The sequence below is a fragment of the Sphingopyxis granuli NBRC 100800 genome (assembly GCF_001591045.1).
In the GTDB taxonomy this organism is placed as follows: domain Bacteria; phylum Pseudomonadota; class Alphaproteobacteria; order Sphingomonadales; family Sphingomonadaceae; genus Sphingopyxis; species Sphingopyxis granuli.
Genome location: NZ_BCUA01000003.1, coordinates 55,845 through 82,815 on the forward strand (window position 1 = coordinate 55,845; position 26,971 = coordinate 82,815).

The following is a 26,971-nucleotide window of genomic DNA, read 5'->3' on the forward strand; positions in this document are numbered from 1 at the left end:
TTTGATGAAGAGGTGTCAGCGATTGGGATGAGCGATGCGCTCGATGGCATCGGCGAGCTGGTGGCCGCGGGCGATCTCGGCATCGATGGCGGCGAAGGTCTGGGGCGAACTCGAGAAGAGCGTTGCCGAATAGTCGTCGAGCACGAGCCGTCCGATCGCCTCGGTCTCCGGCCCCTTGATGAACACCTCGGAATAGTCGCTCCCGGAGCGCTTGAGGCTGCGGATCAGCGTCTCGGTGCGATCGTCCATATCGAGGCGTTTGCTCGCCTTGAAATCGGCGATCGTCTCCGGCTTCTGCTGAAGGATCAGCATCCAGTCGCTGTTCTCCAGCGCTGCCGTCGCCCCGTCGGACTTGTAGTAGTCGTTGAGCGACTGGGTGGCTGTCGCAAGCGCCCCGCCATATTTCCGGCAGGTGCGGGCATAGGTTTCGACGAATTCACCCATCGAGCCGCCCTTCAGCATCGACCATGCTTCGTCGATCAGCAGCAGCTTGCGCAGCGACCTTGGGCTGCGCGTCATCGCCTGGCTGGTCATGAACATGATCGCGGAGAGCACTACGCTGCGCAGATCCTCCCGGCTCGCGAGGTCGGACATCTCGAACACGGTGAAATCCGCATCGAGGTCGAGACTGGCCTGGCCTTCGAAGAAGGCGCCGTAGGTCCCTCCCGCCATGTACGGGGCCAGCGCGGTCGCAATATCGGTCGCGGTGTCATGCCCAAGATTGCCGAGCATCTCGCCGACGGTCGTGACCGTGGCTGCAGCGCCGTGTTCGGCCCAGACCATGTTGACCGCCCGGTCGATCAGCCCGCGCTCTGTATCGGTCAGCTTCGCGCTGTGGCGGGCCATTTGCCCAACGATCGCCTTGATCATCCCGAAGCAGTCGAGGCGATAATCCTCGTCCTCGGCGGCGCGGGCTGCGTCGATCATCGAGAAGGGGTTGAGGCAGAAGCCCGCTTTCATCGTGAACTCGACAAAACGGCCGCCTTGCAGCTTGACCGAATGCTCGAAGCTGCGGCCATCGTCGATCACGACCACCTGCGCGCCTGCGCCGCGCAGCGCGGCGCACATCTCCTGGAGCAGCACCGACTTGCCCGATCCCGACTTGCCGCAGATCGCGACATTGTGGTTGCCGGCTTCGTTCTCGAACGGCGACCAGAAGAAGGGCTGGCCGCGCCGACCGACGAACAGCAGGTGGGGGTGGACGCTGCCGAGATACTCGCCCTGCATGGGCGCGATATTGGCCGCGGTAGTCGACAGGACGGTCTTGAACCGCTTCAGCCGCTCCATGTCGGCGCCGAGCCCGTCGGCAAGCGTCAGCGGCATGGCGGCGAGCAGTCCCTGGATCTGAAGGTAGCGTTCGTCGGTGAGATCCCAGCCTGCAGCCTTGTAGATCGACTTGATCGCGCGTTCGTGGCGGTCGCCCTGGCCAAGCGGCGAATAGGTCGTCACGCCATAAAACACCCGCACGAGGCGGCGGCCTTCCTGGAGCTCGGCCTGAACATGTTGCCACTCGGCGGCCTGTTCGCCGATCCGGGGCAGGAACCGGGCGCTGCGGGTTCCGGCGAGGCTGGTCGTGCGCATGAACTTGAAGCCGGCCTTCGCCGATGCAGCCTCTTGGTCGGGATAGACGAGACACAGCATGGTCGCGGCCGGGCAGGGGAAGCGCAGCTTGTCGGTGAACAGGTCGCCGATCAGCCGCGCGCATTCCCACGGGGCCCAGCGCGCCGGCATGTTGCGGACTGCAAAATGCCGGACATCGAAAGCATCGGGATAGACGGTCCCGATCTCGGGCACCCCGTCATTGACCTTGCCGGTGGGACGGAACCGCTCGGTCAAGAGGCGCATGCGGTCTTCTGCCACGACCAGTTCGATGTCGTGGCGGATCGCCTGGGAGGCGATCGGATCGTTCGGGTTATAGGGCACAGCATCGTCTTGCGGCGCGGTGGTGGGCGAGGTCAGATCATCGATGACGGCGATCAGCGCTTCGGGACCGACTTCGACCACGCCGAGGTTGAGCGACTTGAGCATCGCCATCAGCCCCTCGCGGGTCTGCTTGAGATCCTCATTGCTGACCGACTTTGACGTCGGCACACCGACCGAGACGATCACCTGGTGGTGACGGGCGTGGAACGGCGCGTCCGCAGAGCCGGACTCCCAGACGAGCGAATAGAGCCGCCGCGCGCGGTGACGGGCAATCGCCTCGTACACGCCGCCCTGCATGTACCGTGGCGCAAACCACGGGGCGATGATTCTGCTGATGCGCGGGCTCGCAAGGTGGAGCACTTGCAGGCAGGCGCCCGCTGGCAAGCCTTCCGAAAAGAACTGCCCAAGGATTTCCCCTGTGCGCTCGTCCGCGCCGATCAGCGGCGTGACCGAGAGGACAAAGCCCTTCGAGCGTGCGTTGAAGTACAGGCGCGTTGCCGGATCATAGACCCTGTAGGGCAGCCAGTCGGACAGCATGTCGACCATCAGCTGGGGGCGGGGCTTTTCGACGTGCTCGGCGTCACCCAGCAATCCGCTAAGCAGCCGATCAATGACGGACTTGAGTTGCTCGGCCATTACTTGGGTTCCTCGGGCTGCGGGGTGCTGGCTATCGGCTGTTCACCGGCCCTGGCTGCGGGGCGGATCGCAGCTTTCGCTGCTTCAATCGCCGCGGCGCTGGGGAACACGGGAGCGCTGTGCCGCGCCTCTGGCCGAGGGGTCCGATCACGCGGGGGAGGCGGCGTGTCGAACCCCTCGACCGCCGGTGCTTTGGCACCGGCAACGGCCTCGCGCGCCGTGGAGGGGAGGACCAGCGGCGAGGCATCTGAAACTGCATTTTCGGAACTGAGGGCATCAGCGCCCGGGGTCTCCAGGGTGCTGGTCCCGTTCGTGGGCGCGGATGAATAGGGCGATGCAAGATCGACGGTAGCATTCGAGTGTCCGTCTGCGGCTTCGTGTGCCGACGCAGCTTGAGCGGCCTTCAACTGCCGGCGGACCTGGCGCATGACGGCCCCGCTCTTGTCCTCACCCGCCTTGCGGCGCAGTTCGGTTGCCCAGCGCGGGTTGTCGACGACTGTCCAGGCGACCGCTTCATCATGGAGCGTTCCTGCCTCATCGACATGCGCTGGGAAGACGACCCGCAGGGTCCGCTCCGCCGTACGCGTGGTGTCAGCCTCCACCACGCCCGACCGGGAGCGTGTCTCGGCATGAGGCGTCGTGCCCGCCGACAGAATGTTCGTTGCCTTGGCATCGATGACGTGGGCCGGTGCGCAGTCGCCCTTGGGCGCCCGGCAGGTGAAGTCACCTTCGACATTGGTGCCGAACGTGGCGCAGCCACTGGAGAAGCCGGCAAGGCAGGCGCAGACAAGAAGACGTGATGGAAACCGCATGGGGTTATCCTTTCGGAGCTGGGGTGGGAGCCCGGGTGGAGGTTGGGCGCAGGAATTCCCGGAGCACTGCAGCAGGCCGGAAACCCTCGAGAACGGCGCCATCGGCGGGGCGCACGATCACCGGCGTGCCGCCAAAGCCGTGTGCCCGGGCGAAGGCCTCGTTGGCATCGAGGCCGCTCGTGTCGCAGGGTTTGGGATTGGCGAGCGCCAGACCCGAATATGCCATGTGCAGCGCCAGCTCGGGACGAGGTGAGCACAGAACCCGCTCGGCGTCGCGGCGGCTCTCTGCGCCGAAAATCGAGATCGGCCGTTCTTCGACCCGCGCCCCGATCGCCTTCAGTTCTGCCTCAAGCTTCTTGCAGTAGCCGCAGTGGAAGTCCGAGAAGACAACGACACGTGGACCATTGGCAGGGCCCCAGGTGATCGCGCCATTTGATGGAAGCTTGCTAAGCTGCACATGCCGCGGTTCAGCGTTCCGGGCTGAAGCTGCTGATGGGTTTGGGTTCCCATCCGCTTGCGCTTCGGGATTGCTGCGCCGTGCTGCCCCTGCTGCCAGCAGGTCCGGATTGAGGGCGAGCAGCCGTGCAGCCGTCAGATCCTGACGGGCTTCCATGTCATAGACCCGGCCGATCACCAGATACTTCGCAGCCCGGTCGACATAGAAGAGCGTCGACTTGGATGCGACCTCGCACAAACCGCCAAGGCCTTTGCAGTTGATCGCGTCGATCGGGGTCTTGGGCAGCCGCAGCTTCAGTGCCTCACGCACCTTCGCCATGTCCGGAGCGGCAGTGGGGGCTGCAAGGCTTGCCACCGCCCATCCGGTTGCGGCCGACAAGGCGATGATTGCTGCCAGTCCTGCGCTGGCACGCAACCAGCGGCGCCGACCATTGCCCTGCTCAAGGAGATTGTTTTCGATCATTGGGAGTTCCTCACGTAGACGCCGTCGAGGAACACGATCTCGACATCGATGCCGGTCGGCATCTCGACGACGGGTTGGTACTGTTCGGCGCGCTCGATCAGGTATTTGCTGACGGTGTCGGCGGCATCGGCGGCGCCCTGGCCAAGCCCGCCACCGAGGATGTCGCCGGCGGACAGCTTGGAGCGGCTGCCGTCGGGGTTGGTCGTGACGCCGGAGAACACGCTGTTGGCGTTTGCGGAGAAGCCGCGCCCGAAACCGCCGACGATCCCGGCGAGCAATGCCTGGCTGACGAGGCTGCCTTCGCGGCTCACGACGCGACCGCGCACCCCGGACTTGCCAGCGAAGCTGATGAAGCCCTTGACCTCGCTCACCGCGACCCGGCCACCAGGCTGATCGCAGGTCATGCGCGCGAGCTTCACATAGACCTTCTCGCTGCTGAGATCCCCGCGCGCTGCACCGTTCACAACGCAGCCCTGGATCCGGGTGGTCAGAACTTTCCCGTTCTGCATGACGGATCGGGCAGGCCCCGTGATCCTCAGCACCACGGGCAGCGGATCGGTCTGGCTGGCGACGCCCGCCGAGGCGTCGACGCCGACGATCACCCGGGCGGGCGCATAGGAATTGGGCGGCAGGTAATCAGGCGAGTCCTCGACGACGACCGGCGGGGCATCGGGGCGACCCACTCTGAGACCACTGCTTGCCGCCTTGTCGGAGCTGAAGCTCATCAGCTTCACCTCGCCAGAGGACGGGATCATGCCGCCCTGCGGATCACCGCCTGCGGCCACAGCACTGGGCTGAGGCGAACGTCCCCGCGCGTCATAACCGCCTGCCTGCGGCCCATAGGCCGGTGGCGGTACAGCGGGTGCCGTCGTCGCTGGCTGAGCGGCAAGCCGTGTCTTCAGCTCAGCATTCTCTGCGGAGATGGCATCAATCGCAGCCTGCCCATCGACCCGCATGGCCTGGTTTTCGGCTTTGAGAGCCGCGAGCTGTGCCTCGATCTCCGTCCGCGGGATGCTCCCATCCTTCAGCGCCTTCTGTTCGCGTGTGACCGCATCCAGCCGGTTGCCATAGGTTGCCACGAACTCGCGCTGTGACAGATCGCGGTTGACCAGACCTGCCGTGTCGATCGTCTGCGCCGCATTGGGATCGCCGGTCTTGGCCTTGTCGTCACCGCCAAGGATGAACCAGCTCCCGCCCAGCAGCGCGAGCGCTCCCAGCGAGCCCAGCAGCAGCTTCTGACGGCGCGCAGTGCGGGCGTTGAGCCCGGAAAGTTCGGATGGCGCCGCACTCTCGGCCTGCAGAGGGGCAGGGCTTGGCGTATTAGCTGCATCAGTCATGGCCGGTCTCCGCGTTTGCGCCGACAACAAAGGCCGTGGTGCTGGTCCCGGGCTCGAGCTTTGGCTCGGCGATCGAGACAGCTAGAGTGTCGCGGGGCGCGAGATCGCGTTCGGCCAGCGTCACCGGCTTCGACCCGCGATTGTGGATGCGGACCACCTTTCCGGTGAGACTGGCGCCGCGATAATCAGCGATGAGCTGGACTTCGAGATCGCCGACCCGGGCAGGCATGGCGGCCCTCTGGCGGACCTCGAAGCCATCGACAGTCCGGTCGTTGGCCATGGCCTGGATCAGCCTGACGGCGCTGGTCTCGAGCGGGGTCTGGCTTTCCCAATCCGCAGCCCGGTTCTTCGCGATCGTGGGGTTGGTGACGAAGACCTGGGTCGCTGGAATTTGCTCAACCCGGCACGCGACCTTGTAGACGAAGCCCTTCTTGGTCGTGGCGAAGAAGCTGATCGACCGCGCCGCATAGGTCTCGGGCACCGACACGTATATGTCGCCGCGCAGCGGTTCGTTGGTGACCGCAAAATCGTTGTAGGGCGTGCCGGTCGAGATCTTCGAGACGCTGGCAAACTGGTCATCGACCAGCGCGAAGCGCGTCAGCTCGCGGGCCGACACAGCGCATTCGATGCTCGCTCCGTCTGCAGCCTGTTTGAACTGGTCGGCGGCCTCGGCGCCGCTCCCTGAGAATGCGAGCATGGTACTGGCGCAAAGAGCCAGACTCCACGCGCGCGTCTTGCGTCGGTAAGCCATCACTGGGCCTCCTTCGTTGGGTCTTTGGTGGGCAACTGGCTGAAGCCTGACAGCGCGAGACGCAGGCCCCGGTAGGTCCAGTTGAAGCGGAAACGGCGCTCGTCGCTCGCGATGACCTGGGCACCGACAAACGTCTTGAGCGTCCCCGTCACGTCGGACGTCAGCCCCTTGGGGTCGACGGTCATCGAGCGGATGACGAAGGCCTGGGTGACGTCCGAACCCCGCTGCTCTTCGACAATCCGCACGAGATCGGCCTTTAGCCGTCCGTAGCTTGCCGGATCGGCGAGCTTCAGGATCTCGTCCATCCAGTAGTCGAGACCCTCGGGGCTGCGATTGAGGAGAACGAGCGCGGCATCGCGGGTCACGAGTTCGAGATAGTCGGCCTCGACCCCCGCGCTGCTGACAGTGAGCTGCTTGGGGAGCGTTGGCAGGAGCACGACTTCGCGGTCGCGGGTGGCAGCAAGGCTGACCGCTACGACGAGCGCAATGCCAAGTCCGGCGCTGGTGAGCGCAAAGAGGTTGCGCTGGCGCAGCAGCGACTGCTGACGCTCGTGTGAAATGTCGGCAAACATGGATATCTCCCCTCAACCGGCAAGCAGGCGGCAGTGGGAAGGCGGCGTCGATTTCAGACCCAACAATCCGGCCGGCAGATACCAATAGGCGGCATGGGCTACCCAGGAGCTGGCGCGTCCTGCTTTTGCCTTTCGCAGCGCGAACCAGGCGCCGAAGGCAACGATAATGCCGATAAAGATATGCTGGCTGAGGATCCCCCAGGTGAAGGGGATGAGCATCCCGGCGAACTCGTCGATGGTCCAGAAGCCGATAAGCTCCGGATCGTCGAGCCGCCGCGGGATGATATATGGGTCTGCCATGGCGACGCGCCTTCCCGTCCGATGCGTCAGATGACCGCGGTGACGACCGAGGTGACGATCGGAACACCCGTGCCGACGCCGATGCCGACACCGACCGGAACAGCGACCTGTCCGAGCGAGAACCGGCCGGAGGCGAGACCGATGAGACCGCCCGCAAGGCTGAGGACGGTGATGATCTTGCCGCCCGAGCCTTCGAGGAAATCAGTGAATTTCGTGAGGGCAGGGGTGAAGGTCGTGTCGGCGCCGGCGTAAGCGGCGCTGGCGGCCAATGCTGCGACAGCAAGCGCTACCGCAAAGGTCATGGCCCGCCCGAGCTTCGAGGGGTTCTGATCAATGGCGCTGGAACGCCGGGAAAGGGTAAGAGACTGCATATGGAGCTCCATCTGGAGGGGTGAACCCAGCGTTCTTTCGTTCGCTGTGTGTTCCACATGGATCTAGGAAATCGATGTAGGAAAGTCGGATTGCCGCTGGAGCTGAAGTGGCGGACGGATATGGACGCATCAATTGCTCGGCGTCGGCGATAATGCGCAGAAACAGCGGCTTATTTCGCAATTAGCGTCGACGAATCCCGACAAGCGTGGCGGTGATGGTCGGCGACTCGGGCCTAGGGGATGATTCGCCTAGAAACGATATGTTCCATAAATGTTCTTTTCATTTTCCTACATGGATCACGCGCGATATGGCTACGACTCAGTTCCTCATCGTTGGAGTTTTTGTCGATGCACCAGCCCGCGCCATTCCGATGCGAAGCCAACACCAGCCTCGCGCACATTCTTGCCCATGCAATCGAGTCGTCTGACAAGCCGAAGCACCAGATCGCTCGGGAAGTCGGGATCCACCGCGAGACCCTGCTTCGTGTCATGCGCGGCGATCGGCCGATCGGCCTTGATGAAGCCGCGCGCGTTCTCGATGTCTGCGGCGCCTTTCCCCGCGCCAGCATGATCCTCGCGTTGGCTGGTCAGGAGGATCTCGCCTGCGAATGGATGCGCAGCGAGATGGGGGAGTTCCTTGAGGACTTCTTTACGGCCTTGCCAGGCCAGCTCGAACGCACGCTTGGGCGACGCGTGGAAGATTTGCGACCCCGGTGGGCGAACGGCACTTCGCAGCTCGTCGCGCGCATGCTTGCCAAGCATATCGATGATTTTGTGGGCCGCGACATTTCGATGTCGCTTCCGCGCTGATCCAATTCACCTCGGAGGGGACCGAGAAATTGACCCGACAGGAACGATCATGAATGCACAGCCCCAGCCTACCGAGGACGGCGCAAACGCAGAACATGCGACGTCTGGCCCCCCGCCGGCCAGGCTTTTGCGGCTGCCTGAAGTCATCGACCGTGTTGGCCTGCGTCGGTCAGCTATCTATCAGCGGATGAGCGAAGGGCGCTTTCCGAAATCCCGCTCGCTCGGCCCCAAATGCACGGTGTGGGTTGAAGAGGAAATCGATGCGTGGATCAGATCAATTGCGGACAAGCCGCACCGAGACGCTCGGTAAACTATCCTGAAAGAAATCATCGCGCTGAGCTCTGCGCATGGTTTATCGATACCCGGCGGGCAATCCTCTCCATCCTGAAGTCTTGAAAGAGAAGCAGCGCGCGCTTCGTGACGGCTTTTCAACGCCGTTGACCCTTCGCGTTCATCGTGCGCTTTCCTGGCTTCGTCGTGCTGAAGCAGAGCAGGAAGACCAGGACGTTCGCTTCATTCTGCTCTGGATCGGGTTCAACGCTGCCTACGCCGGCGACGTGGAAGCCTCCGCCAGCAGCTCAGCGCCGGAAGGCGAGCGCGGGCTGTTTCAGTCGTTTTTTTCGACACTCGTGAAGTTCGATGGGCGTCACCGTGTCTACGATGCCGTCTGGCAGCGGTTCAGCCAGGAGATCCGCCTCCTTCTCGACAATCGCTATGTCTATCATCCGTTCTGGCAGCATCAGAACGGCGCGCCAAGTTACGAGGACTGGGACCAAAAACTCGGGCGCAGTCGCATAGCCATCAATCACGCCTTGCGCGAGCACGACACGGTGCGGATCCTGTCTATCCTGTTCGATCGGCTCTACGTCCTGCGAAATCAGCTGGTGCACGGCGGTGCGACCTGGAACAGCGATGTCAATCGCGATCAGGTGCGGGACGGAGCGTCGCTCCTTGGCTGCCTGCTACCGATCTTTGTTCATCTGATGATAGACAATCCTCAGCATGAGTGGCCAATGCCGAGCTATCCGGTCGTGGATTCGGCTGGATGAACACGATGGACGATCTCGTCGCAAACTCGTGTGTGCTCATCGAAGGCTATCTCGATCCCGCTGACCGAGAGCAGCTGATGCCCCGGTCGCGCAGGATGCCTTGAAGCGCATCGCCGCGATCTATGCCATCGAGAAGGAAATCCGGGGCAAGCCCGCCGACGTCCGGCTCGCGGACCGCCAGGAGCGGACCCGTCCGTTGGTCGACCAGTTCCATGGCTGGTTCGCCGAGACCGCGCCTAGGATGATGGCGGGCTCCGCGACGAGCGACGCGATGAAAATGCGCGCTGAGGCGCTGGAGTGGGTTCACGCTCTTCCTCGACGACGGCCGGATCGAGCTCGACAACAATATCGCCGAGCGCGCCATGAGACCGGTAGCCTTACAAAGAAAGAATGCGTTGTTCGCGGGCCCTCAACTCGGCGCCGAGAACTGGGCGGCGATCTTCTCGCTGGTCGAAACGTGCAAGATGCTGGGGTTCAAACCTCTACGCCTACATCGCCGATGTGCTCGCGCGGATCGTCACCCGCGCCGACACTGACACAATCGACGACCTGCTACCTTACAACTGGGTCGATACAAACGCTGCGCAAACCATGTTCGAAATGAGCGATATCGCCAGCGCTGCCTGATTACCAAAAACTACAGCGCCGCTCGATCACCGTCACGTAGGCCCAGTGAGCCGCGTGGGGGAGTTTTACCGCTTACTGAAGATCGCTATGCGCTAGACTAAATGTCCACGCCTTAGTTCGCGCTGGATTGCTGCATCGCCATTATCAGGGGTACCGCGTCGATCATCCCAATCGGCGCGCACAGCGCGAAGCCGTTTATACGATCGCGACGGATGTGCGGATGGCGTCGGCCAGCGACTAGAGCGTTTTCCACAGCGGCTGAATCGTGAGGGATTCCCTTGGCAGGGAAGTTCTGATTCAGGATCTGTGCTGGTGGAGGAGGCCAGCACGGATGGCCAAAGCACTATCGCGGGATTTGCGTGATCGGGTTGTCGCGGCGATTGACGGCGGACTGAGCCGTCGCGGTGCTGCGGCGCGATTTGGAGTGAGTGTGTCGAGCGCGATCCGCTGGCACCAGCTTGCGCGGGAGCATAGGCGCGCGGTTGCCAGGAAGCCTGGTGGTGACCAGCGTTCATCGAAGACGGACGTTCACGCCGAGCAGATCTTGGCGATGCTGGAGTGACCTGCCCCCCTCTGATCCCGCGGTCATAACGAGAGTCTGCCGGTTTGATATTCGTGCTGCCCTACCGGCACAAGCGCGTCGGGCGTGACGCCTCCATTTAGCAGGAACGCCCGGCGCGCTTGTGCCGGTGTTCGGTCCCCAGCGACGAGTGCGGCCTGACGTTGTTGTACAACTCGACGACAGAACACCCACGGGACCTGCGAGCGCGAGCTCCTTTACCCTTGGCATCCTTGGGCCGGGCGCCAGATCTTCGTTCATGAAGTGATTGATAGGAATGGCTCGGCCGTCTTTCGCTGCAGCCTGTCGGGCGGTGATTGCGACCGTTTGCTGGAGGTGCCGGGTTGGATGTTCGACCGGGGTGCAAGTGAAGGCTGGCTTCTCGCCTCCGCACCCCAGGTTTCTTTTGCTGCGATCGATGCCCTATCAGCGTTGTTGATCGACGGCGGGGCGGCATCGCAATCCGGGAATATCGGCGCAGCATCGGGTTCTCAGGACACGATTCGGAGAGACGCCGATGCCTCGCCAGCCCACAGCCTACCAGTTCGACCTGTTCCTCATCCCAAGCGAAGGACAGGCAGCGTCCGTGCCGCCGTGGCAGACCTTGCCGGACGAGACACGCCGGAAGCTGAAGCAACTGATGGCGCGCTTGATCCTCGATCACATCGCGGGAGAACCGACAAACTCACGGGAGGGCGCGGATCATGATGCATGAAAAGATCAGGCCGCATCATCTCGAGCGCAAGGCAATCCTGTATGTCAGGCAGTCATCTGCCCACCAGGTTCTACACAACCGGGAGAGCAGCGCTCTGCAATATGCCATGCGCGATCGCCTGACCTCACTGGGTTGGTCCCGCGTCGAGATCATCGATGACGATCTCGGCCGCTCGGCCGCCGGGACGGTAACACGTGCCGGCTTTGAACGGATGGTTGCCGAGGTTTGCCTTGGCAAGATCGGCGCTGTAGCCGCGCGGGAAGTGTCTCGATTTGCCCGCAACAGCCGGGACTGGCAGCAGCTCATCGAGATGTGCCGCGTCGTCGATACCGTTTTGATCGATCAGGAGACCGTATACGCTCCTCGACAAGGTAACGACCGCCTCTTGCTCGGCTTGAAGGGGAGCCTCAACGAATATGAACTGGATCTGCTACGCCAGCGCTCGCTCTCGGCCCGTTACGAGAAGGCGCGGCGCGGCGAACTTGTAGTTGCCGCCCCTGTCGGTTTTGTGAAGGCTGGAGATCGGCTCGAGAAGGATCCTGATCGCCGTGTGCAGGAAGCCATCACGCTGGTATTCGATAAGGTCGTTGAACTTGGCAGCGCTCGTCAGGCCCTCATGTGGTTTCTGGAACACGAGTTGGATTTGCCTGCCAAGCGCAACGGTGGCGATACGGTGTGGCGCAGGCCAACCTATGCAACGATCCACCGAATGATCGAGAACCCGGTTTACGGCGGTGCCTACGCTTATGGTAAGACAAGCGCGACGCCCGGATTTGGCCAATCCGCCACCATCCGGCGCAATGCGCGGGAGGAATGGTTGGCACTCATTCCTGACGCGCACGAAGGCTATGTCAGTTGGGAGCGGGCCGAGGCAATTCGCAAGATGGTAAGCGACAATGCAGTCACGAGCCGTCATCACGGCGCGCCCAAGCATGGCGATGCCCTTCTCGCCGGGCTTTTCCGTTGCCGGCGCTGCGGGCGCAAGCTCACGGTTCGCTACACAGGGACAAAGCACAACATTCCGCGCTATTCGTGCTGGAGAGGCCATTTGGATAATGGCGAGCCGCGATGCATCGCCTTTGGCGGGCTGCGCGTAGATGATGCAATCGAGGGGGCCATCCTGCGCGTCGTTGAACCGGGGGCGATCGCTGCAGCGGCCGAAGCTGAAGCCCAGGCCTCCAGTCGTCGTGATCAGGTGCGTGACGCGCTTGGCCGTGATCTGGAAGCTGCTCGTTACGCTGCCAATCGAGCCTTCCGGCAATTTGATGCTGCAGACCCTGAGAACCGGCTTGTTGCAGCGGAACTTGAGGGACGTTGGAATCGCGCCCTTGAACTGGTGGGCGAAATTGAGAGCAAAATCAGCGCGCACGATAGGACGGCACCGAAACCGTCACTGCTGATGCAAACCGGCATCGCGTCACTCGCCCAGGATCTGCGTACGGTTTGGGCAGCTCCCACGACGGATGCCCGGCTCAAGAAGCGCATCGTGCGCACCGTCATTCAGGAAGTCGTCGCTGATATCGATGATGCGACTTCCGAGATCGTCCTGATGGTTCATTGGATAGGCGGCATCCATACCGAAATGCGCCTGCCGAAGCGCAGGCGAGGTCAACGCAACAGCACTTCTGGCGACATTGTTGCGGCCATCCGGCAACTCGTGTTGATTGCCAGCGACGATCTGATTGCCGGGATTCTCAACCGCAATGGACTATTGACCGGTCATGGCAATCGCTGGACCAGGGAACGTGTTACAGCGCACAGGTCGCATCATAAGATCCCGGTCTTCCGACCCGCGCCGGATGGAAACGAGCCATGGCTCAACCTGAACAAAGCCGCACGGTTCATCGGCGTTGCCCCGAAGACATTGCGCCTCGCTGCCGAGGCTGGGGAAATCAAGGGCCAGCACCCATTGCCTGACGGTCCCTGGATATTCAGCCGGTCAGATCTTGTAGAACCTGAAGCCCAAAACCTTCTGCACCGGGCGCGGCAGAACCCCAGACACCCCGCGGGATCGCATCCCGATCAAAATACCCTATTCCCTACAACAGCATAGACAGATGGGTGTTATGAAACACGATTGTAGTCGTAGCGCCAGACAGCCAGCTTGCGCCTGGCGTCAGCTAGGCTGTCGAACAGCTCTTCATTCAGGAGCTCGTCGCGCAGCGACCCATTGAACGATTCAATGAACGCGTTCTGCTGCGGCTTGCCGGGATCGATATAGTGCCACTCGCCCTTGTTCTCGCTGGCCCACTTCAGGATCGCCCGACTGGTGAACTCGGTTCCGTAGCACATTGGGAAGCCGCCCCTTGAAGGCAGTATTTGCCTTGATGGAGACAAGGGTGTCATCGGTCCTGCAATTCTCCGCAAAAGTGGGCTTTGAAAATTCCCTAGTTGGTGGCCCCTTCATCTCATTCTGCCGGGGCTAGCCCCGGCAGAATGAGATGAGCCGACATCGTCCTCATCTCCTTTGCAGACGCGGAGACGGGGCCGATGATCCGACTTGGAGAATTGATGATGATCCTCGAGCTACATCGGCAGGGCGTATCGATATCCGCCATCGCCCGACGCACTGGTCGCGATCCCAAGACCATCCGCAAATATATCGAACGGGGCGTCGAAGCTCCGGTCTATGGTCCACGCGCATTGGGGCGGCCGAACAAGCTGGCGCCCTATCTGGAATTTCTGCGTGAGAGGGTGACGGCCTTTCCCGATCTGACGGCGGCGCGCCTGACGCGGGAGATCCGTGAGCTGGGCTATATGGGCGCCTATACCGCCGTGAAGCGGTTCCTGGCGGCGATCCGACCGGAAAACGGCCCCAAGCCCTTCGAGGTTCGGTTCGAGACGCCGCCTGGCGTGCAGGCGCAGGTCGACTTCGCCCGGTTCATTGTCGATTTTACCGATGAACCCGGCATCAGCCGGATCGTCTGGCTGTTCAGCCTGGTGCTGGGGCATTCGCGCTTCCTGTTCGCGCGCTATGTCATGCACCAGGACCTCCAAACTCTGTTGCGCTGTCATATGCAGGCTTTTGAAACGATCGACGGCGTCCCGATCGAGATCCTCTACGATCGCATGAAAACCGCCGTGACCGGGGAAGATGAACAGGGTCACATCATCTACAATCGATCATTGCTGGCTCTGGCGGGGCATTATCGCTTCGTTCCACGCGCCTGCCGCCCCTATCGGGCCAAGACCAAGGGAAAGGTCGAGCGGCCGTTCAGCTACATCCGCAAGGACTTCTTCCTCGGCCGGAGCTTCCGCAACCTGGAAGATCTCAACGTCCAGCTGATCCACTGGCTCGATACCGTCGCCAACGTCCGTGTCCACGGCACGACGCAGCGGATCATCGCCGACGCCTTTGCCGCCGAGCAGTCTGAGTTGCAGTTGCTCCCGGCGGGGCGCTTCGACGCGGTTCTGAAGCTGGAGGCCGGGTCAGCCACGATGGAATGGTCTCTGTTGGCGGCAACTATTACAGCGTCCCCGACCGCTCCCGGCGCGTCGTCGAAATCCAGCAACTGCCCGACAAGATCCGGATCATCGACCTGGGTCAGGTCATTGCCGAGCATCCTGTCCTGGAGGGGCGCCGGCAATACAGGATCGATCCTGCGCATCGGACAGGTGGCAGCGGCGCCAGGCGTCGTCACCACGCAAAGGATGCAATCACCATTGGCCGTATCGGCGAGCATGTCGCTGTGCGCTCTCTGGCGATCTATCAGGCGATCGGCAGCCAACTGGCGCGGGGAGAACGGCCATGAACCATGGGGGTGCCGCGTCCCGCGTCGATAATATCCGCCGCAGTCTGGTCCATCTCAAAATGCCGCGCGCTCTGGAAATGCTCGACGCCACCCTGCGCGGCATTGAGCAGGGCAAGATCGACGGTGTCGAGGCCATCGACATATTGCTGAGCGAAGAGCTGTCGCTGCGGGAGAATCGCAGGATCAAGGCGGCCCTGCGCATGGCCAGGCTGCCGATCATCAAGACGCTGGACGGATATGACTTCTCCTTCCAGCCATCGCTCGACCGCAACCGGATCCTGGCGCTGGCCGGCCTCGACTTCATCAACCGGGCCGAGGTCGTGCATCTGCTGGGGCCGCCGGGCACCGGGAAAAGCCACATCGCGACCGCCCTCGCAGTCGAAGCCGTGAAGGCAGGCAAGAGCGTCTACTTCATCCCGCTCGCCGATCTGATCGCGGCGCTGGCCAAGGCTGAACGCGGGGGCACGTTGCGCGAAAGGATCCGCTTCTTGTGCCGCTCCTCCCTGCTCGTCGTCGACGAGATCGGATATCTCCCTGTCACGTCAGGCGGCGGCAACTTGTTCTTCCAGCTCGTCAACGCCCGATACGAAAAGGGCGGCATGATCCTCACATCCAACCGCGGCTTTGCCGAATGGGGCGAGGTCTTTGGCGATCCTGTGGTGGCCACCGCCTTGTTGGACCGCCTCCTTCACCATGCTGTAGTCGTCCAGATCGAGGGCTCGAGCTATCGCATGCGACAGCACGCCGACCTGCTGCCTGAGCACGCGCGCACAACTCCATCCATCAACCCGCCGCCCTTACCGAAACGACGCGGCCGCCCGCCAGCAAAGGAAAAGCGCGATCTTCATCACGGCTGATCACCGGAAAACCATCCCGCCCAATTAGGGAATTTTAGATGCCCACTTTTGCGGAATCTTCGGTGCCCGTTGACAAAGCGCGTGTAGCGCCCGCCGGCTTCATCAAGGCGGCCATGATCGGCCTGCAGATCTCTAAAGTGAAGTTGTCGACTCAACACTTTGGAGACTGACCGACCATGACCAAGCGTAGTTCTACTCCCGCCGATGCCGTACTGGTAGCCATCGACATGTCCAAGCATCGGCAGGAAGTACTGATCGAGCGACCGGAAGGCGGCCGCCGCCGCCGCATGACTGTCATGGCGACCAAGGCCGACTACGATCGATTGGCGGACAACCTTTCCGCAATTGGCCGCCCGATTGTCGTCGGCTTTGAAGCTACCGGCAATTACCACCGCACACTGGCACACAGGCTGCTTTCCGCGGGTTTCGAGCTGCGCCTGATTTCGTCGGTCGCATTGGCCCGGACTCGCGAAGCGCTTCACAATGGCTGGGACAAGAACGGTTCCAAGGATGCCCAGGTCATCGTGCACATGCTGCGGATCGGTGCGACCCAGCGCTACGTTGATCCGCTGGCCGCCGGTATCAACGATTTGCAGGAGATGTCGAAGACCCGTGAAGCCATTTCGAAGGCCAAGACCCAGACCTGGCACCGGACCCTCACGCACTATCTGCCGCTGTATTTTCCGGAGATCGAGCGCTTCGCCGGTAATAGCCGCTCGACTGGTTTCTGGCGCTGCTGGAGCGCTTCCCCACACCCGGAGAATGCCGATGCCGGCCTGGCCGCGCTGGAAGCCTTCGAGGAAGGCCATTGGTGCCAGAAGTATCCATCCATCGCGCAAAGTTGGCGCCGACACTGGGAGCAGGTAATCCCGTTCTTCTCCTTCAGCGCACCGATCAGGCGAATGATTTACACCACGAATGCGATCGAGGCCCTGAACTCGAAGCTGCGCCGGGCAGTTCGCACGCGCGGCCACTTCCCCGGTGACGAGGCGGCCATGAAGCTGCTATACCTCGTCGTCAATCATGCGGTCGAACAATGGAAACGGCCGCCGCGCAAGTGGACAGAGGCCAAAACCCAGTTCGCCATCATCTTCGGCGACAGGTTCACCCTCTGATGAATGAAACCGGCCCCGCGCACAAAATTACTGACAGGCCCTCTTCAAATCGCTGAAGGCAGAGCTAATCTGGCGGCAGAACTGGCCAACGCGGCGCCAAACAGAAGCCGCCATCTTCCAGTACATCAACGGGTTCTACAACACCCGCAGACGCCATTCATATCTGGGCGGCATTAGCCCGCTCGCATTCGAAGCCAAGGTGGCATAGTGAGATAGGTAACCGGCACAAAACCGTTACATCTGTGGACCTCGGGTAATCGCGGCATCGAGTCGGATTACCGCTAGTGTTGCGATCCGGGCTTTCTGCCCGGTGGTGAGTAACATTGGAGGTTCCGATGCCGCATTCTGTAGGATTGGACGTTTCGCAGAAGATGACCGCCATCTGTGTGGTCGACGCCGAGGGCCGGCGCATCTGGAGAGGCGATTGCCTGACGCAGCCGGACAAGATCTCTGCGCTGGTTTCGAGGCACGCGGGGTCTGATGCGAAGGTGGGTGTGGAGACCGGTGCAATGACGCCTTGGCTCGTGCATGGCCTGCGAGCCTCGGGTCTACAGGTCGAGTGCCTCGATGCGCGCCGAGTGAAGTCAGCGCTGCAGATGCGCTTGAACAAGACGGACCACAACGATGCCGAAGGTCTGGCCCAGGTGGTGCGAACGGGCTGGTATCGAGCGGTGCACGTCAAGTCACTCGAGGCTCATCAGGCTCGATCCCTTCTAGGAGCCAGAGCACAGCTGGTCGGGATGCGAACGCGGCTTGCCAACATGATCCGCGGCGTTCTGAAGACCTTCGGCATCTTACCCGGGAGTGAGCGAGGTATGCGGTTCGACCGGCGCGTTGAGCGCGCTATGGAAGATTCGCCCGATGTGGCGGCGATCGTGCATCCGCTGCTGGTCTCCTGGAGGCATATGCGTGAGCAGATCGCCGGTTTTGATGTCGCGATCCAGCGCCGCGTCAAGGCAGACCCGACCTGCCGGCTGCTGATGAGCGTTCCGGGCATTGGGGCACTATCGGCGCTCGCATTCGTCAGCACCATCGAGGACCCTGCACGGTTCTCGCGTTCTCGAGCTGTCGGTGCTCACCTCGGACTGACGCCCAGACGCTACCAGTCGGGAGAGATAGATCGAAGCGGTCGGATCTCCGGTTGCGGCGATGCTTTGGCGCGAACGCTCATGTATGAAGCAGCGGTCGTGATCCTGCACCGGGTCAAGCGATCGTTGCCGTTGAAGGACTGGGCGCTGGCGATCGCCGAGCGCTCGGGACCGGGCAAGGCGCGCATAGCTCTTGCACGCAAGCTATCGGTGATCCTGCACAGCATATGGCGGTCGGGCGAGCCGTTCCGCTGGGGAGCAGAGCCCGCCGCGCAGTAGTTTATCAGATCATCCCACCAGACGGATGAACTCGTCGCCTCGGGCGAGGTGCGGGTGACTGCGCGCTAGGGGCCATGGGCATGTCTTGTGATGTCAGCCCGTTGTGGACCTTGCAGCACTCGCGCTTTTCCAACCGGACCAGATGTTGCGGCGGCTCTTGCCGACCGCGGAGAGAACCATGACCCGGAAAGCGACAAAGAAGCAGGCTTGACGAGGGAGGCGCGATTAGAGAACGCCCCGTCAGACGCAAGTACAAAGTTGGGTTTGGCGCGTAGTCGGATGCTGCCATCTGTCCGGCCTCATTTTGCAGGATGTGCTGCGGGCCTGTATGGGAGTTCGCGGGTCAAATCCAAATCAAGTCCGCGTGCTTTGTGCACCTTGTAACGGTCTGGTTTTTTGACCCCGTCTCGCCGACTGTTGTGCCATACCCTCCTTCGACCGACTGCGTCTTCCGACGACCTCTGATGACTTTGGCGGCCTATGCCACCATTGCCACCGGAGCTCTGTAATCCTCTTGCTTCGTAAGCAGTGCCCAGACGATCCGCGCTGTCTTGTTTGCCTGGGCCACTGTTACCAGCATGCGCGGCTTGCGGGCGAGCATTGCGGCAAGCCACGAACCTTCGGCCGCACCACGCTTGCTGGCGTTACGCACAACAGCACTGCTGCCTATAATCAGCAATCGGCGCAGCGTGCGTTCACCCATCTTGGATGTCCGGCCCAACTTTGTCTTGCCGCCTGTAGATTTTTGCAGGGGCGTAAGGCCAAGCCAGGCGGCAAAGTCACGCCCGCGTTTGAATGTTGCTGCGGCAGGAGCCAGTGCGGCGATCGCTGTCGCCGCTATCGGCCCAATGCCGGGAATGGTCATAAGACGGCAAGCCACTATATCTTCACGGGCTCGCCGCGCAATTTCCTTGTCGAGTTCCGCTACCCGGCGATCAAATTCTTCAAGTATCCTAGCATGACGCGCAACATCTCGCGCGCAGCCTGTGGTAGCGACGTAGTGGCCTCATCATCGATCAGTTCGCCAAGCTGTGTTACCCAACTGGGGCCTCTAGGCGCAACCCAGCCATACTCGGCCATGTGCCCCCGAATCGCGTTGATAGTTTGCGTGCGTTGCCGGACAAGCAGGTCGCGGGTCCGGAACACCAGTGCCGAGGCTTGCTGCTCCTCGCTCTTCACCGTCACAAAGCGCATATTCGGACGCTGCGCAGCCTCACAGATCGCCTCAGCATCAGCAGCATCGTTCTTTTGCCGCTTAACGAATGGCTTCACATAGGCTGGCGGGATCAACCGCACATCATGCCCCATGCGTAACAGCTCTCGGGCCCAATGATGCGCCCCGCCACATGCTTCCAACGCCACAAGACACTTCGGCTGATCCGCGAAAAACGACAGCACCTTACCCCGTGTAATCCGTCGACTGAAAACCTGAAGCCCCTTCGCATCCGCGCCGTGAGCATGAAATACGTTCTTTGCGATATCCAACCCTATCGTGCTAATCTCCAGCATGGACGCCTCCTAAAGTGGTGTTCAACACCTCCACTATGGCACAACAATGCCGCCGGGGGGCGTCCACCCCATCAAGTCCAGTTGCCGGTTGCCTCGAACCCGATCCGAACGGGCAGATCAAAGTCCTGCAGCAATCGTGACAGGCGTTGGAAATCCTCCAGTGAGTTCTCGATCGTCAATCGCCGGCGGCGCTTCTTGCCAGGAATACCGATCAGCACTTCATGCCGGTGCTTGGAAATATCGATAGCGACAAGCAAGGTTGGAACTGTAGAATCATAGGCGGTCATAGCCGGTCTCCTCATCAGTGTGGTTGTTCCAAAACCACTGTTGAGACCTGAGACCCAGTTATGGCCACGCGCTGCGCTATTAGAGGGCTGCGCGGGAGGCCATAACCTCTGATCAGTGCTCATTCCCGACGTGCTACGGCCCCAGCTACATCGCGGGCGAACTCGCCGAGTACATCGAGGCCCAGCAGATGAGCCACGTCCGCGGAGCCCCGTTGCATCCGCAAACCCAGGGCAAGATCGAACGCTGGCACCAGACCCTGAAGATCCGCATCCTGCTGGAAAATTACTTCCTGCCCGGCGATCTCGAGGCCCAGATCGAGGCGTTCGTAGAGCACTACAACCACCAGCGCTACCACGAGAGCCTGAACAACGTGACCCCGGCTGATGCCTACTTCGGCAGGACTCCCGCCATCATCAAGCGCCGCGAAACCATCAAGCGAAAGACCATCGAACATCGCCGCTTGCTTCACCGCAAGCTCGTCGCCTAACATCAACCCCCAGACGAGGCTCGCTCTCCGCTAATCCACGCCCCGATCTGTGCCAAATGTCTCGACGACGGACAGCCGGATGTCCTTTTTGGAGAGCTTGCCCGTGGCGGTGTGCGGCAATTCGTCAACGATAATAAGATCATCCGGCACGCACCATTTGGAGGTCTTGCCCTTGTAATGGGCGCGCATTTCGGCACGGCTTAATTCGGCACCGGGCTTCAGCACTGCCACCAGCACCGGGCGCTCTCCCCAACGGGTGTCCGGCCGGGCGACGATGGCCGCCTCCTTTATGGCAGGGTGAGCTTGAGCGATGTTCTCCAAATCGATTGAGGAGATCCACTCGCCACCGGATTTCACAACATCCTTGGTGCGGTCGACAATCTGGATGAAACCGTCCTTGTCTATGGTCACCACGTCGCCAGTGTCGAACCAGCCCGGATACTGCTCGTGGGCGGAGCCGGTGTCGGCGTTGAAATAGGCCGCGGCCACCCACGGTCCGCGCACCAGCATCGAGCCGAAGCTCCTGCCATCGTGCGTCACCTCGCGCCCTTCGCCGCCGACCACACGGAACTCCATGCCGAACACCGGCCGGCCCTGCTTGCATTCCAGCGCCAAACGATCCTCTGCGGGCAGGAGACGGTGCTTGGGCTTCAGCGCCGCGGAAAGGCCCAGAGGGCTGGTCTCCGTCATGCCCCAGGCCTGTCGCACCTCCACCCCCTTGTGGTGAAATCGACTGATCATGATGGCTGGTACCGCCGACCCGCCGATGATCACCCGCTTGAGAGAGGTAAACTCTTTGGCGTGGCCGTCCATCCAATCCAAGAGGCCGAGCCACACGGTGGGCACGCCGGCGGTCAACGAGACGCCCTCCGCCTCAAACAATGCGTACAGGCTCGCCCCGTCGAGCCGCGCGCCCGGCAGTACCAGCTTGGCGCCCACCATGGGCACTGCAAAGGGCAGGCCCCATGCATTTACATGGAACATGGGGACGATGGGGCACACCACGTCATTGGCAGAGAGCCCCAGCGCATCCGGCGCAGTGATGGCCATAGCGTGCAGCACGCTGGAGCGGTGGGAATAGAGCACGCCCTTGGGGTCACCCGTGGTGCCCGAGGTGTAGCACAGGCCGGAGGCAGTGTTCTCGTCGAAGCTTGGCCAGTCGAAGCTGTCCTGCTCGCCGTCGATGAGGGTCTCGTAGCACTTCAGGTCTGGCAGCTTCTGCGCGAGGATATCGGATTCAGGCATGTGCGCTGTGTCTGTCATCGCCACCACCGCCTTCAGGCCATTCAACTGGTCCGCCAGTTCCTCGATGACGGGCAGGAAGGTGAGGTCGAAGAACAGCACGCTGTCACCAGCATGCTCGATGATGTAGGCTATCTGCTCGCGGAATAGCCGTGGGTTGATGGTGTGGCACACGAAGCCGGACCCGGACACGCTGTAATACAGTTCCATGTGCCGATAGTCGTTCCACGCCAGCGTGCCGACGCGGTCTCCGGTCTCCAGACCCATGCGCGCGAGCGCACTCGCGAGCTGTCGGCTGCGCCGGGCGAGGTCCGCGTAGGTGTAGCGGTGGAGGCCGCCTTCCATCGTGGCGGATACGACTTCGGCGTCACCGTGATACGCCTCAGCATGCCTCAGTATCCCTGACACCAGCAGCGGCACGTCCATCATGGTTCCGAGCATTGTTTCCCTCCGATTATTTGGTGCTTGTGCGTGGGTTCCGGGCGTCGGTCGTCTCGGCCAGATCTTCAAAAGGCGTCGGCGTCGAGCGCCATGAGCGAGGACGCGCCGCTGGCGAGTGCGGCTTCCAGGCCGAGCGTCTGCGGCAGCATGCGCTCTACGAAGAAGCGGGCAAGGGCGGTCTTGCGCACTTCCACAGCCGTCGCCTCGTCCAGGGCCGGCACGGCGGCGGCCATGCGCACCCACATCCAGCCGAAGGAGACGAGAGCGAACAGGCGCAGATAGTCAGTGGCCGCCGCACCCAGTTCCGCTCCACCGCCACTCCCGGCGAGGCGCTGCGTCACCCGCTCCAGCCGCGCCAGGGCTTGCGCCACGGGCGCCACCAGCCCTTCACCGGCGGTTGGCAGCGCGGCGTCGAGTTCTGCGCGGATCAGGGCGAAGAAGCGTTGGGTCAGCGTGCCGCCGTCGAGGGCGAGCTTGCGTCCCACGAGGTCCATGGCCTGAACGCCATTGGTGCCTTCGTAGATCTGGGCGATGCGGGCATCGCGCACATACTGCTCCATTCCCCATTCGCGGATGTAGCCGTGCCCCCCCAGCACCTGCTGGGAGGCCACCGCGGTCTCGAAGCCGAAATCGGTGAAGGCGGCCTTTACCACCGGCGTCATGAGCGCCACGAGGAGGTCAGCCTCCTTTCGCACTGCGGCATCCGTATGGCGGTCGGCGATATCCATCTGCAGCGCCGTCCATATCGCGAGGGCGCGCGCGCCTTCGGCGAAGGCGCGCCCCGACAGCAGCATCTTGCGCACGTCGGGATGGTCGATAATTGCCACTGGGCCTGGCGTGCCGTCGCTGCCGCCGCCCTGCAGGCGCTCCTTGGCATAGGCGACGGCCTTCTGATTGGCTGCTTCGGCGATGCCGAGGCCCTGGATGCCGACGAACAGCCGTTCCGCGTTCATCATAGTGAACATGGCATTCAGTCCGCGGCCCGGCTGTCCCACCAGCCAGCCGGTAGCGCCATCATAGTTCATCAAACAGGTGGGCTGCGCATGAATGCCCATCTTGCGCTCCAGTGCACCGACGCTCATGGAATTGCGTGCACCAAGGCTGCCGTCGGCATTCACCAGGAATTTCGGGGCGAGGAACAGGCTGATGCCTTTCACGCCCTTCGGCGCGTCCGGCAGGCGGGCAAGCACCAGATGGACGATGTTGCCGCCGAAATCCTGATCGCCGGAGGAAATGAAAATCTTCGTGCCGGTGATAGCGAAGGAGCCGTCAGCGTTCGGCACGGCCCGGGTCGAAAGCAAGCCAAGGTCGGTTCCGGCGGAGGACTCCGTCAGCGCCATGGCGCCAGTCCACTCGCCGGAGATCATCTTCGGCAGGAAGGCTGCCTTCAATTCCGCTGAAGCATGATGGCCGATGGCTTCTGCCGCCCCGCGGGTGAGGCCGGGAAACAGTCCGAAGGACAGGTTGGCCGAGGACAATATCTCGTCGAGCAGAATCTGTAGCACCCGCGGCAGACCCTGGCCACCATAGGCAGGATCGCCCGAGAGCGAGCACCAGCCGGCCTCCGCGAAAGCGAGGTACGCGGCAGCAACGCCGCTGGGGGTGGTGACGACACCGTTTTCGAGCGTGCAGCCCTCCTCGTCACCTGGGCGGTTCAGCGGCTCCAGTACACTGGTTGCGAACTTGCCAGCCTCCTCCATAATAGTGACGGCGAGCTCTGTGTTCACCTCCTCATAGCCAGGCAGGCTGGCCATGATCGCGTCGAAGCCGAACACCCGCCGCAGCAGGAAGGAGATATCCGCGACGGGAGCGGTATAAATAGTCATAGTATCATTCTCGGAAGATCAGTTTCGCAGGGGCTTGCCGGGGCGAGCACAAATCAAATCTTAAAGGTGACGGCCTGTGCCTCCTCACCCAGACCATTGACAACCCCCTTAGATCGACTAGGCAACAATTCCACCATCGTCATTTTACTCCGTCATATGTTGAATGACCTGCGAGATACGCAATGGGCGGTGCATCATTAGGGTCAACATATAGTTTTCCATGCGATGTATTCGAATATATATTCAAAAACGAAGGGTAACCCCAACGCTCGTCAGAATGGGATCGATGTCGAGCCGGGTCAGCGCGGGCGCTCCACCTAGCGAACCTGACGCGTGCGTGGAGAATGGAACATACCGAACGTCAGCGTTCAGCATCCATGATTTATTGAGTTCGTACCGAACGCCCAATTGCCCAGTCGGCGCCCAACTGTCGCGGATGTTGAAATCGCTCAATGCTCCGTCGTGCTTGTTGAAGAACAGGACACGGCCGACGCCTACTCCCACATAGGGATGAAGCTTGCCCTGGCTGTTGAAATGATACTGAGCCGAAAGGATTACTGGTCCATAATGGACCTTGGCCAGTGTCCCGAGCGGTCCGATGCTGCCGGTGCCGTCGATTTCGGCAGGTGCGGGCACCCCCAAAAACACATTGGCGGCGATGTTCGGCGTAAAAAAATACCCGACGTCCAGAGTCGGCGTAGTCGCGTTTCCAATTCGCACGTTAGAGCCGGGTAGAGGTGCGCCCGCCAGAGTGATGTTCGGGGCGTTCTCATCCACAAAAACCTCGGTCGCATTCACAGTGACAGCCCATCGCTTCAGTTTCGGCGAGTCCTGCGCGGAAGCGGGCGTGGCAAGAACGGCACTCAGTAGGAACAATGCTCCGGCAAGCGGCAAAGCCGTTGGATCCGCAGGCTTACGAATGAAGGTCATGTTATTCTCCTCTCCTTGTGATGCGCCGCCACTGCAGGACGTCGTCTGTAATTTGTCGGCCAGATCAGCCGTCGGAATGCCCGTTCATCCGACCTGACTTCGCTGCCTGGCACCTAGCGATACGGTGGAGGATGATCCCTCCTCCGTGCCCGCCATGAGCCTTGTTTTCCCGAGAATGAGTTCGGCGGCCCGTTCCGCGATCATCATCGTTGGCGCGTTGGTGTTCCCGGCGACGAGGGTGGGCATGATGGAGGCATCGACGACACGAAGGCCCTCCACCCCGCGGACGCGCAACGCCGGATCGACGACGGAATGCGGATCTCTTCCCATCCGGCATGTCCCAACCGGGTGGTAGATCGTTTCGGCCCGATGGCGGATGTCCGCTATGACGTCAGCTTCGCTCTCGATTGACGATCCGGGAACCAGCTCGCGTTTCGAAAAGGTCGCTATCGACGGCGCCGACAGGATCTGACGCCCGATCCTTACCGCCGAGACCATCGTCTCGATGTCTTCGGGAGCCGAGAGATAGGCGGGATCGATCAAGGGATCGTCGAGCGGATTCCGGCTCTTTAGCCCGATCCGGCCCCGGCTCTTCGGCAATAGATCGCAGACATGCAACGTGTACCCATAACCGAAGGCGATCTGGCGGCCGTGGTCCTTCAGCAGAGTAGGAAGGAAGTGAAACTGCAGGTTCGGGCGACTTTGTGAGGGTGAGCTTTTGACGAATCCGCCGGACTCGGCAACGTTACTCGTCAGAAAACCCCGCCTCTGGAACACATAGGATAATGCGCCAGCCAGTGCCCGCGGGATGAACGATGGGGCAACCCCGATCGGCGTACGATCGTTCGCCTCGTGCATGATCGTGATGTCGAGATGATCCTGCAGGTTTTTTCCAACCGCCGGCAGATCGACGACGACCGGAATGCCGAACCCCCCTAATTCTGCCGCGTCGCCGATGCCGGAAAGCATCAGCAACTGAGGTGAATTGATCGCACCGCCCGACAGAATGACCTCGCCCCTGGTGCGCAGGTCGGTGAGCTTGTCACCCGACGCATAGGTCACGCCGACCGCCTTGCGCCCTTCCAGAATGATCCGCGTTGCCCGCGCTCCGGTTACTATTCGGAGATTAGGCCGCCCTTTTGCGCCTGACAGAAAGGCTCGGGCGGAACTCCAACGCCGCCCTTTGCGTTGCGTAACCTGGTAGAAGCCGATCCCATCCTGCGTGTCGCCATTGAAATCGGCGTTGTGCGAATACTGCGCTTCTTGCCCAGCCTCCACGAATGCTTCGCTCAGCCGGTTGACGGTCCGAAGATCGCTGACATGAAGCTCGCCATAACCGCCGTGGTGCGCGTCGGATCCGAATCGCTCGTTCGCCTCCATCGCCTTGAACAACGGAAGGACATTATCGAAGGACCAGATTGGGTCGGCCGCCTCTCCCCAGGCGTCATAGTCCTCGCGATGACCACGGATATAGACCATTGCATTGATCGAGCTTGAGCCGCCGAGTGTCTTTCCACGCGGCCAGAACAGTCTCCGGTTGCCGAGGTTGGGCTGCGGCTCAGTCTCGTAGGCCCAGTTGAGCGTCTTGCTCTTGGAAAGAAGCGCGATCCCGATGGGCATGTGGATCAGCGGGCTGCGGTCCGGCGGCCCCGCTTCGAGCAGACAGACCTTTATGTCAGGGTTTGCCGACAAGCGCTCTGCTAGCAAACAACCAGCGGATCCCCCACCCACTATGATATAATCAAACATCCATGTCTCCGATCTGTAGTGCCAAAA

The 26,971-nt window shown here is 61.8% G+C and carries 22 protein-coding genes and 8 pseudogenes; 15 read left to right on the forward strand and 15 right to left on the reverse strand.

The window, feature by feature from the left end; genetic code table 11:
• Positions 1-15: 15 nt before the first annotated feature.
• The 8 genes from traC to SGR02S_RS01690 are packed head-to-tail and all read right to left on the reverse strand — an operon-like array spanning position 16 to position 7,621.
• Positions 16-2,559, reverse strand: a complete 2,544-nt coding sequence (traC, locus tag SGR02S_RS01655) for a type IV secretion system protein TraC (protein ID WP_067105284.1) — start codon at positions 2,557-2,559, stop codon at positions 16-18.
• Positions 2,559-3,371, reverse strand: a complete 813-nt coding sequence (locus SGR02S_RS01660) for a TraV family lipoprotein (RefSeq protein WP_067105285.1) — start codon at positions 3,369-3,371, stop codon at positions 2,559-2,561. The genes traC and SGR02S_RS01660 overlap by 1 nt, the downstream gene beginning before the upstream one ends.
• A 4-nt stretch (positions 3,372-3,375) precedes the next feature.
• Positions 3,376-4,290, reverse strand: coding sequence for a DsbC family protein (locus SGR02S_RS01665; RefSeq protein ID WP_067105286.1), 915 nt, complete (start codon positions 4,288-4,290; stop codon positions 3,376-3,378).
• Positions 4,287-5,627, reverse strand: coding sequence for a TraB/VirB10 family protein (locus tag SGR02S_RS01670; protein ID WP_067105287.1), 1,341 nt, complete (start codon positions 5,625-5,627; stop codon positions 4,287-4,289). Before SGR02S_RS01670 ends, SGR02S_RS01665 begins: the two co-directional genes overlap by 4 nt.
• Positions 5,620-6,378 (reverse strand): type-F conjugative transfer system secretin TraK, encoded by a 759-nt coding sequence (locus tag SGR02S_RS01675; RefSeq protein WP_067105288.1) that lies wholly within the window; start codon positions 6,376-6,378, stop codon positions 5,620-5,622. Before SGR02S_RS01675 ends, SGR02S_RS01670 begins: the two co-directional genes overlap by 8 nt.
• Positions 6,378-6,950: a type IV conjugative transfer system protein TraE gene (locus SGR02S_RS01680; RefSeq protein ID WP_067105289.1), complete on the reverse strand. Its 573-nt coding sequence runs from the start codon at positions 6,948-6,950 to the stop codon at positions 6,378-6,380. Before SGR02S_RS01680 ends, SGR02S_RS01675 begins: the two co-directional genes overlap by 1 nt.
• 12 nt (positions 6,951-6,962) lie before the next feature.
• Positions 6,963-7,250 (reverse strand): type IV conjugative transfer system protein TraL, encoded by a 288-nt coding sequence (gene traL, locus SGR02S_RS01685; RefSeq protein ID WP_007013892.1) that lies wholly within the window; start codon positions 7,248-7,250, stop codon positions 6,963-6,965.
• Between the two features lie 26 nt (positions 7,251-7,276).
• The gene (locus tag SGR02S_RS01690; RefSeq protein ID WP_067105315.1) at positions 7,277-7,621 is read right to left on the reverse strand and encodes a TrbC/VirB2 family protein; all 345 of its coding nucleotides are present in this window, start codon (positions 7,619-7,621) and stop codon (positions 7,277-7,279) included.
• Positions 7,622-7,969: 348 nt separating this feature from the next.
• Between SGR02S_RS01690 and SGR02S_RS01695 the strand changes: the two genes are divergently transcribed.
• The 8 genes and pseudogenes from SGR02S_RS01695 to SGR02S_RS01710 all read left to right on the forward strand — a co-directional run bounded on the left by SGR02S_RS01695 (position 7,970) and on the right by SGR02S_RS01710 (position 13,434).
• The gene (locus tag SGR02S_RS01695; RefSeq protein WP_067105316.1) at positions 7,970-8,431 is read left to right on the forward strand and encodes a transcriptional regulator; all 462 of its coding nucleotides are present in this window, start codon (positions 7,970-7,972) and stop codon (positions 8,429-8,431) included.
• Between the two features lie 49 nt (positions 8,432-8,480).
• A complete protein-coding gene (locus tag SGR02S_RS19410) occupies positions 8,481-8,741 on the forward strand; it encodes an AlpA family transcriptional regulator (protein ID WP_082796884.1) in 261 nt (86 codons plus the stop codon).
• 37 nt (positions 8,742-8,778) lie between these two features.
• Positions 8,779-9,480 (forward strand): HEPN domain-containing protein, encoded by a 702-nt coding sequence (locus SGR02S_RS01700; RefSeq protein WP_067105290.1) that lies wholly within the window; start codon positions 8,779-8,781, stop codon positions 9,478-9,480.
• Between the two features lie 100 nt (positions 9,481-9,580).
• Positions 9,581-9,700, forward strand: a pseudogene (locus SGR02S_RS20680) (IS66 family transposase); the annotation flags it as partial.
• A 61-nt stretch (positions 9,701-9,761) separates the two neighbouring features.
• A pseudogene (locus SGR02S_RS20685) lies at positions 9,762-10,107 on the forward strand (IS66 family transposase); the annotation flags it as partial.
• A gap of 331 nt (positions 10,108-10,438) precedes the next feature.
• Complete coding sequence (locus SGR02S_RS20755; protein ID WP_156482916.1) at positions 10,439-10,669, forward strand: COG3415 family protein; 231 nt, start codon at positions 10,439-10,441, stop codon at positions 10,667-10,669.
• A gap of 514 nt (positions 10,670-11,183) precedes the next feature.
• Positions 11,184-11,381, forward strand: coding sequence for a hypothetical protein (locus SGR02S_RS01705; protein ID WP_067105291.1), 198 nt, complete (start codon positions 11,184-11,186; stop codon positions 11,379-11,381).
• Positions 11,371-13,434, forward strand: a complete 2,064-nt coding sequence (locus SGR02S_RS01710) for a recombinase family protein (RefSeq protein ID WP_067105292.1) — start codon at positions 11,371-11,373, stop codon at positions 13,432-13,434. Before SGR02S_RS01705 ends, SGR02S_RS01710 begins: the two co-directional genes overlap by 11 nt.
• Positions 13,435-13,451: 17 nt before the next feature.
• Here the strand turns inward: SGR02S_RS01710 and SGR02S_RS01715 are convergent.
• Positions 13,452-13,664: pseudogene (locus SGR02S_RS01715) on the reverse strand (integrase core domain-containing protein); the annotation flags it as partial.
• Positions 13,665-13,871: 207 nt separating this feature from the next.
• On the opposite strand from SGR02S_RS01715, the pseudogene istA reads away from it, so the two are divergent.
• The 6 genes and pseudogenes from istA to SGR02S_RS01735 all read left to right on the forward strand — a co-directional run bounded on the left by istA (position 13,872) and on the right by SGR02S_RS01735 (position 18,472).
• A pseudogene (gene istA, locus SGR02S_RS01720) lies at positions 13,872-15,133 on the forward strand (IS21 family transposase).
• A complete protein-coding gene (istB, locus tag SGR02S_RS01725) occupies positions 15,130-15,990 on the forward strand; it encodes an IS21-like element helper ATPase IstB (protein WP_067105293.1) in 861 nt (286 codons plus the stop codon). Before istA ends, istB begins: the two are co-directional and overlap by 4 nt.
• Before the next feature lie 227 nt (positions 15,991-16,217).
• A pseudogene (locus SGR02S_RS20505) lies at positions 16,218-16,616 on the forward strand (IS110 family transposase); the annotation flags it as partial.
• Complete coding sequence (locus SGR02S_RS20510; protein WP_255211366.1) at positions 16,590-17,105, forward strand: transposase; 516 nt, start codon at positions 16,590-16,592, stop codon at positions 17,103-17,105. The pseudogene SGR02S_RS20505 and the gene SGR02S_RS20510, both read left to right, overlap by 27 nt.
• A 43-nt stretch (positions 17,106-17,148) precedes the next feature.
• Positions 17,149-17,313 (forward strand): annotated as a pseudogene (locus SGR02S_RS19425) (IS3 family transposase); the annotation flags it as partial.
• Positions 17,314-17,440: 127 nt separating this feature from the next.
• Positions 17,441-18,472, forward strand: a complete 1,032-nt coding sequence (locus tag SGR02S_RS01735; RefSeq protein ID WP_067105294.1) for an IS110 family RNA-guided transposase — start codon at positions 17,441-17,443, stop codon at positions 18,470-18,472.
• A gap of 478 nt (positions 18,473-18,950) precedes the next feature.
• Here SGR02S_RS01735 and SGR02S_RS01740 read toward each other — a convergent pair.
• Together SGR02S_RS01740 and SGR02S_RS01745 are read right to left on the reverse strand one after the other, a co-directional pair.
• A pseudogene (locus SGR02S_RS01740) lies at positions 18,951-19,981 on the reverse strand (IS110 family RNA-guided transposase).
• Positions 19,982-20,052: 71 nt separating this feature from the next.
• A complete protein-coding gene (locus tag SGR02S_RS01745) occupies positions 20,053-20,268 on the reverse strand; it encodes a hypothetical protein (protein WP_218000082.1) in 216 nt (71 codons plus the stop codon).
• A gap of 137 nt (positions 20,269-20,405) precedes the next feature.
• On the opposite strand from SGR02S_RS01745, the pseudogene SGR02S_RS01750 reads away from it, so the two are divergent.
• A pseudogene (locus SGR02S_RS01750) lies at positions 20,406-20,756 on the forward strand (integrase core domain-containing protein); the annotation flags it as partial.
• Positions 20,757-20,786: 30 nt separating this feature from the next.
• On the opposite strand, the gene SGR02S_RS01755 reads toward SGR02S_RS01750, so the two are convergent.
• From SGR02S_RS01755 to SGR02S_RS01770, 4 genes are all read right to left on the reverse strand, one after another.
• Positions 20,787-22,439 carry a long-chain-fatty-acid--CoA ligase gene (locus SGR02S_RS01755; protein WP_067105297.1) on the reverse strand — a complete coding sequence of 551 codons (1,653 nt, stop codon included), beginning with the start codon at positions 22,437-22,439 and terminating at the stop codon, positions 20,787-20,789.
• Between the two features lie 65 nt (positions 22,440-22,504).
• On the reverse strand, positions 22,505-24,265 hold the full coding sequence (locus tag SGR02S_RS01760; protein ID WP_040110216.1) for an acyl-CoA dehydrogenase C-terminal domain-containing protein: 1,761 nt from the start codon (positions 24,263-24,265) through the stop codon (positions 22,505-22,507).
• A gap of 243 nt (positions 24,266-24,508) precedes the next feature.
• A complete protein-coding gene (locus tag SGR02S_RS01765) occupies positions 24,509-25,195 on the reverse strand; it encodes an OmpW/AlkL family protein (RefSeq protein ID WP_052209043.1) in 687 nt (228 codons plus the stop codon).
• Positions 25,196-25,279: 84 nt separating this feature from the next.
• Positions 25,280-26,944: a GMC family oxidoreductase gene (locus SGR02S_RS01770; RefSeq protein WP_067105298.1), complete on the reverse strand. Its 1,665-nt coding sequence runs from the start codon at positions 26,942-26,944 to the stop codon at positions 25,280-25,282.
• Positions 26,945-26,971: the final 27 nt, after the last annotated feature.

What these genes read in the sequence shown, in the direction of transcription:
- traC (WP_067105284.1), bottom strand. Translation starts at nt 2,559, where the DNA reads ATGGCCGAGCAACTCAAGTCCGTCATTGATCGGCTGCTTAGCGGATTG.
- SGR02S_RS01660 (WP_067105285.1), bottom strand. Translation starts at nt 3,371, where the DNA reads ATGCGGTTTCCATCACGTCTTCTTGTCTGCGCCTGCCTTGCCGGCTTC.
- SGR02S_RS01665 (WP_067105286.1), bottom strand. Translation starts at nt 4,290, where the DNA reads ATGATCGAAAACAATCTCCTTGAGCAGGGCAATGGTCGGCGCCGCTGG.
- SGR02S_RS01670 (WP_067105287.1), bottom strand. Translation starts at nt 5,627, where the DNA reads ATGACTGATGCAGCTAATACGCCAAGCCCTGCCCCTCTGCAGGCCGAG.
- SGR02S_RS01675 (WP_067105288.1), bottom strand. Translation starts at nt 6,378, where the DNA reads ATGGCTTACCGACGCAAGACGCGCGCGTGGAGTCTGGCTCTTTGCGCC.
- SGR02S_RS01680 (WP_067105289.1), bottom strand. Translation starts at nt 6,950, where the DNA reads ATGTTTGCCGACATTTCACACGAGCGTCAGCAGTCGCTGCTGCGCCAG.
- traL (WP_007013892.1), bottom strand. Translation starts at nt 7,250, where the DNA reads ATGGCAGACCCATATATCATCCCGCGGCGGCTCGACGATCCGGAGCTT.
- SGR02S_RS01690 (WP_067105315.1), bottom strand. Translation starts at nt 7,621, where the DNA reads ATGCAGTCTCTTACCCTTTCCCGGCGTTCCAGCGCCATTGATCAGAAC.
- SGR02S_RS01695 (WP_067105316.1), top strand. Translation starts at nt 7,970, where the DNA reads ATGCACCAGCCCGCGCCATTCCGATGCGAAGCCAACACCAGCCTCGCG.
- SGR02S_RS19410 (WP_082796884.1), top strand. Translation starts at nt 8,481, where the DNA reads ATGAATGCACAGCCCCAGCCTACCGAGGACGGCGCAAACGCAGAACAT.
- SGR02S_RS01700 (WP_067105290.1), top strand. Translation starts at nt 8,779, where the DNA reads ATGGTTTATCGATACCCGGCGGGCAATCCTCTCCATCCTGAAGTCTTG.
- SGR02S_RS20755 (WP_156482916.1), top strand. Translation starts at nt 10,439, where the DNA reads ATGGCCAAAGCACTATCGCGGGATTTGCGTGATCGGGTTGTCGCGGCG.
- SGR02S_RS01705 (WP_067105291.1), top strand. Translation starts at nt 11,184, where the DNA reads ATGCCTCGCCAGCCCACAGCCTACCAGTTCGACCTGTTCCTCATCCCA.
- SGR02S_RS01710 (WP_067105292.1), top strand. Translation starts at nt 11,371, where the DNA reads ATGATGCATGAAAAGATCAGGCCGCATCATCTCGAGCGCAAGGCAATC.
- istB (WP_067105293.1), top strand. Translation starts at nt 15,130, where the DNA reads ATGAACCATGGGGGTGCCGCGTCCCGCGTCGATAATATCCGCCGCAGT.
- SGR02S_RS20510 (WP_255211366.1), top strand. Translation starts at nt 16,590, where the DNA reads ATGTCGAAGACCCGTGAAGCCATTTCGAAGGCCAAGACCCAGACCTGG.
- SGR02S_RS01735 (WP_067105294.1), top strand. Translation starts at nt 17,441, where the DNA reads ATGCCGCATTCTGTAGGATTGGACGTTTCGCAGAAGATGACCGCCATC.
- SGR02S_RS01745 (WP_218000082.1), bottom strand. Translation starts at nt 20,268, where the DNA reads ATGACCGCCTATGATTCTACAGTTCCAACCTTGCTTGTCGCTATCGAT.
- SGR02S_RS01755 (WP_067105297.1), bottom strand. Translation starts at nt 22,439, where the DNA reads ATGCTCGGAACCATGATGGACGTGCCGCTGCTGGTGTCAGGGATACTG.
- SGR02S_RS01760 (WP_040110216.1), bottom strand. Translation starts at nt 24,265, where the DNA reads ATGACTATTTATACCGCTCCCGTCGCGGATATCTCCTTCCTGCTGCGG.
- SGR02S_RS01765 (WP_052209043.1), bottom strand. Translation starts at nt 25,195, where the DNA reads ATGACCTTCATTCGTAAGCCTGCGGATCCAACGGCTTTGCCGCTTGCC.
- SGR02S_RS01770 (WP_067105298.1), bottom strand. Translation starts at nt 26,944, where the DNA reads ATGTTTGATTATATCATAGTGGGTGGGGGATCCGCTGGTTGTTTGCTA.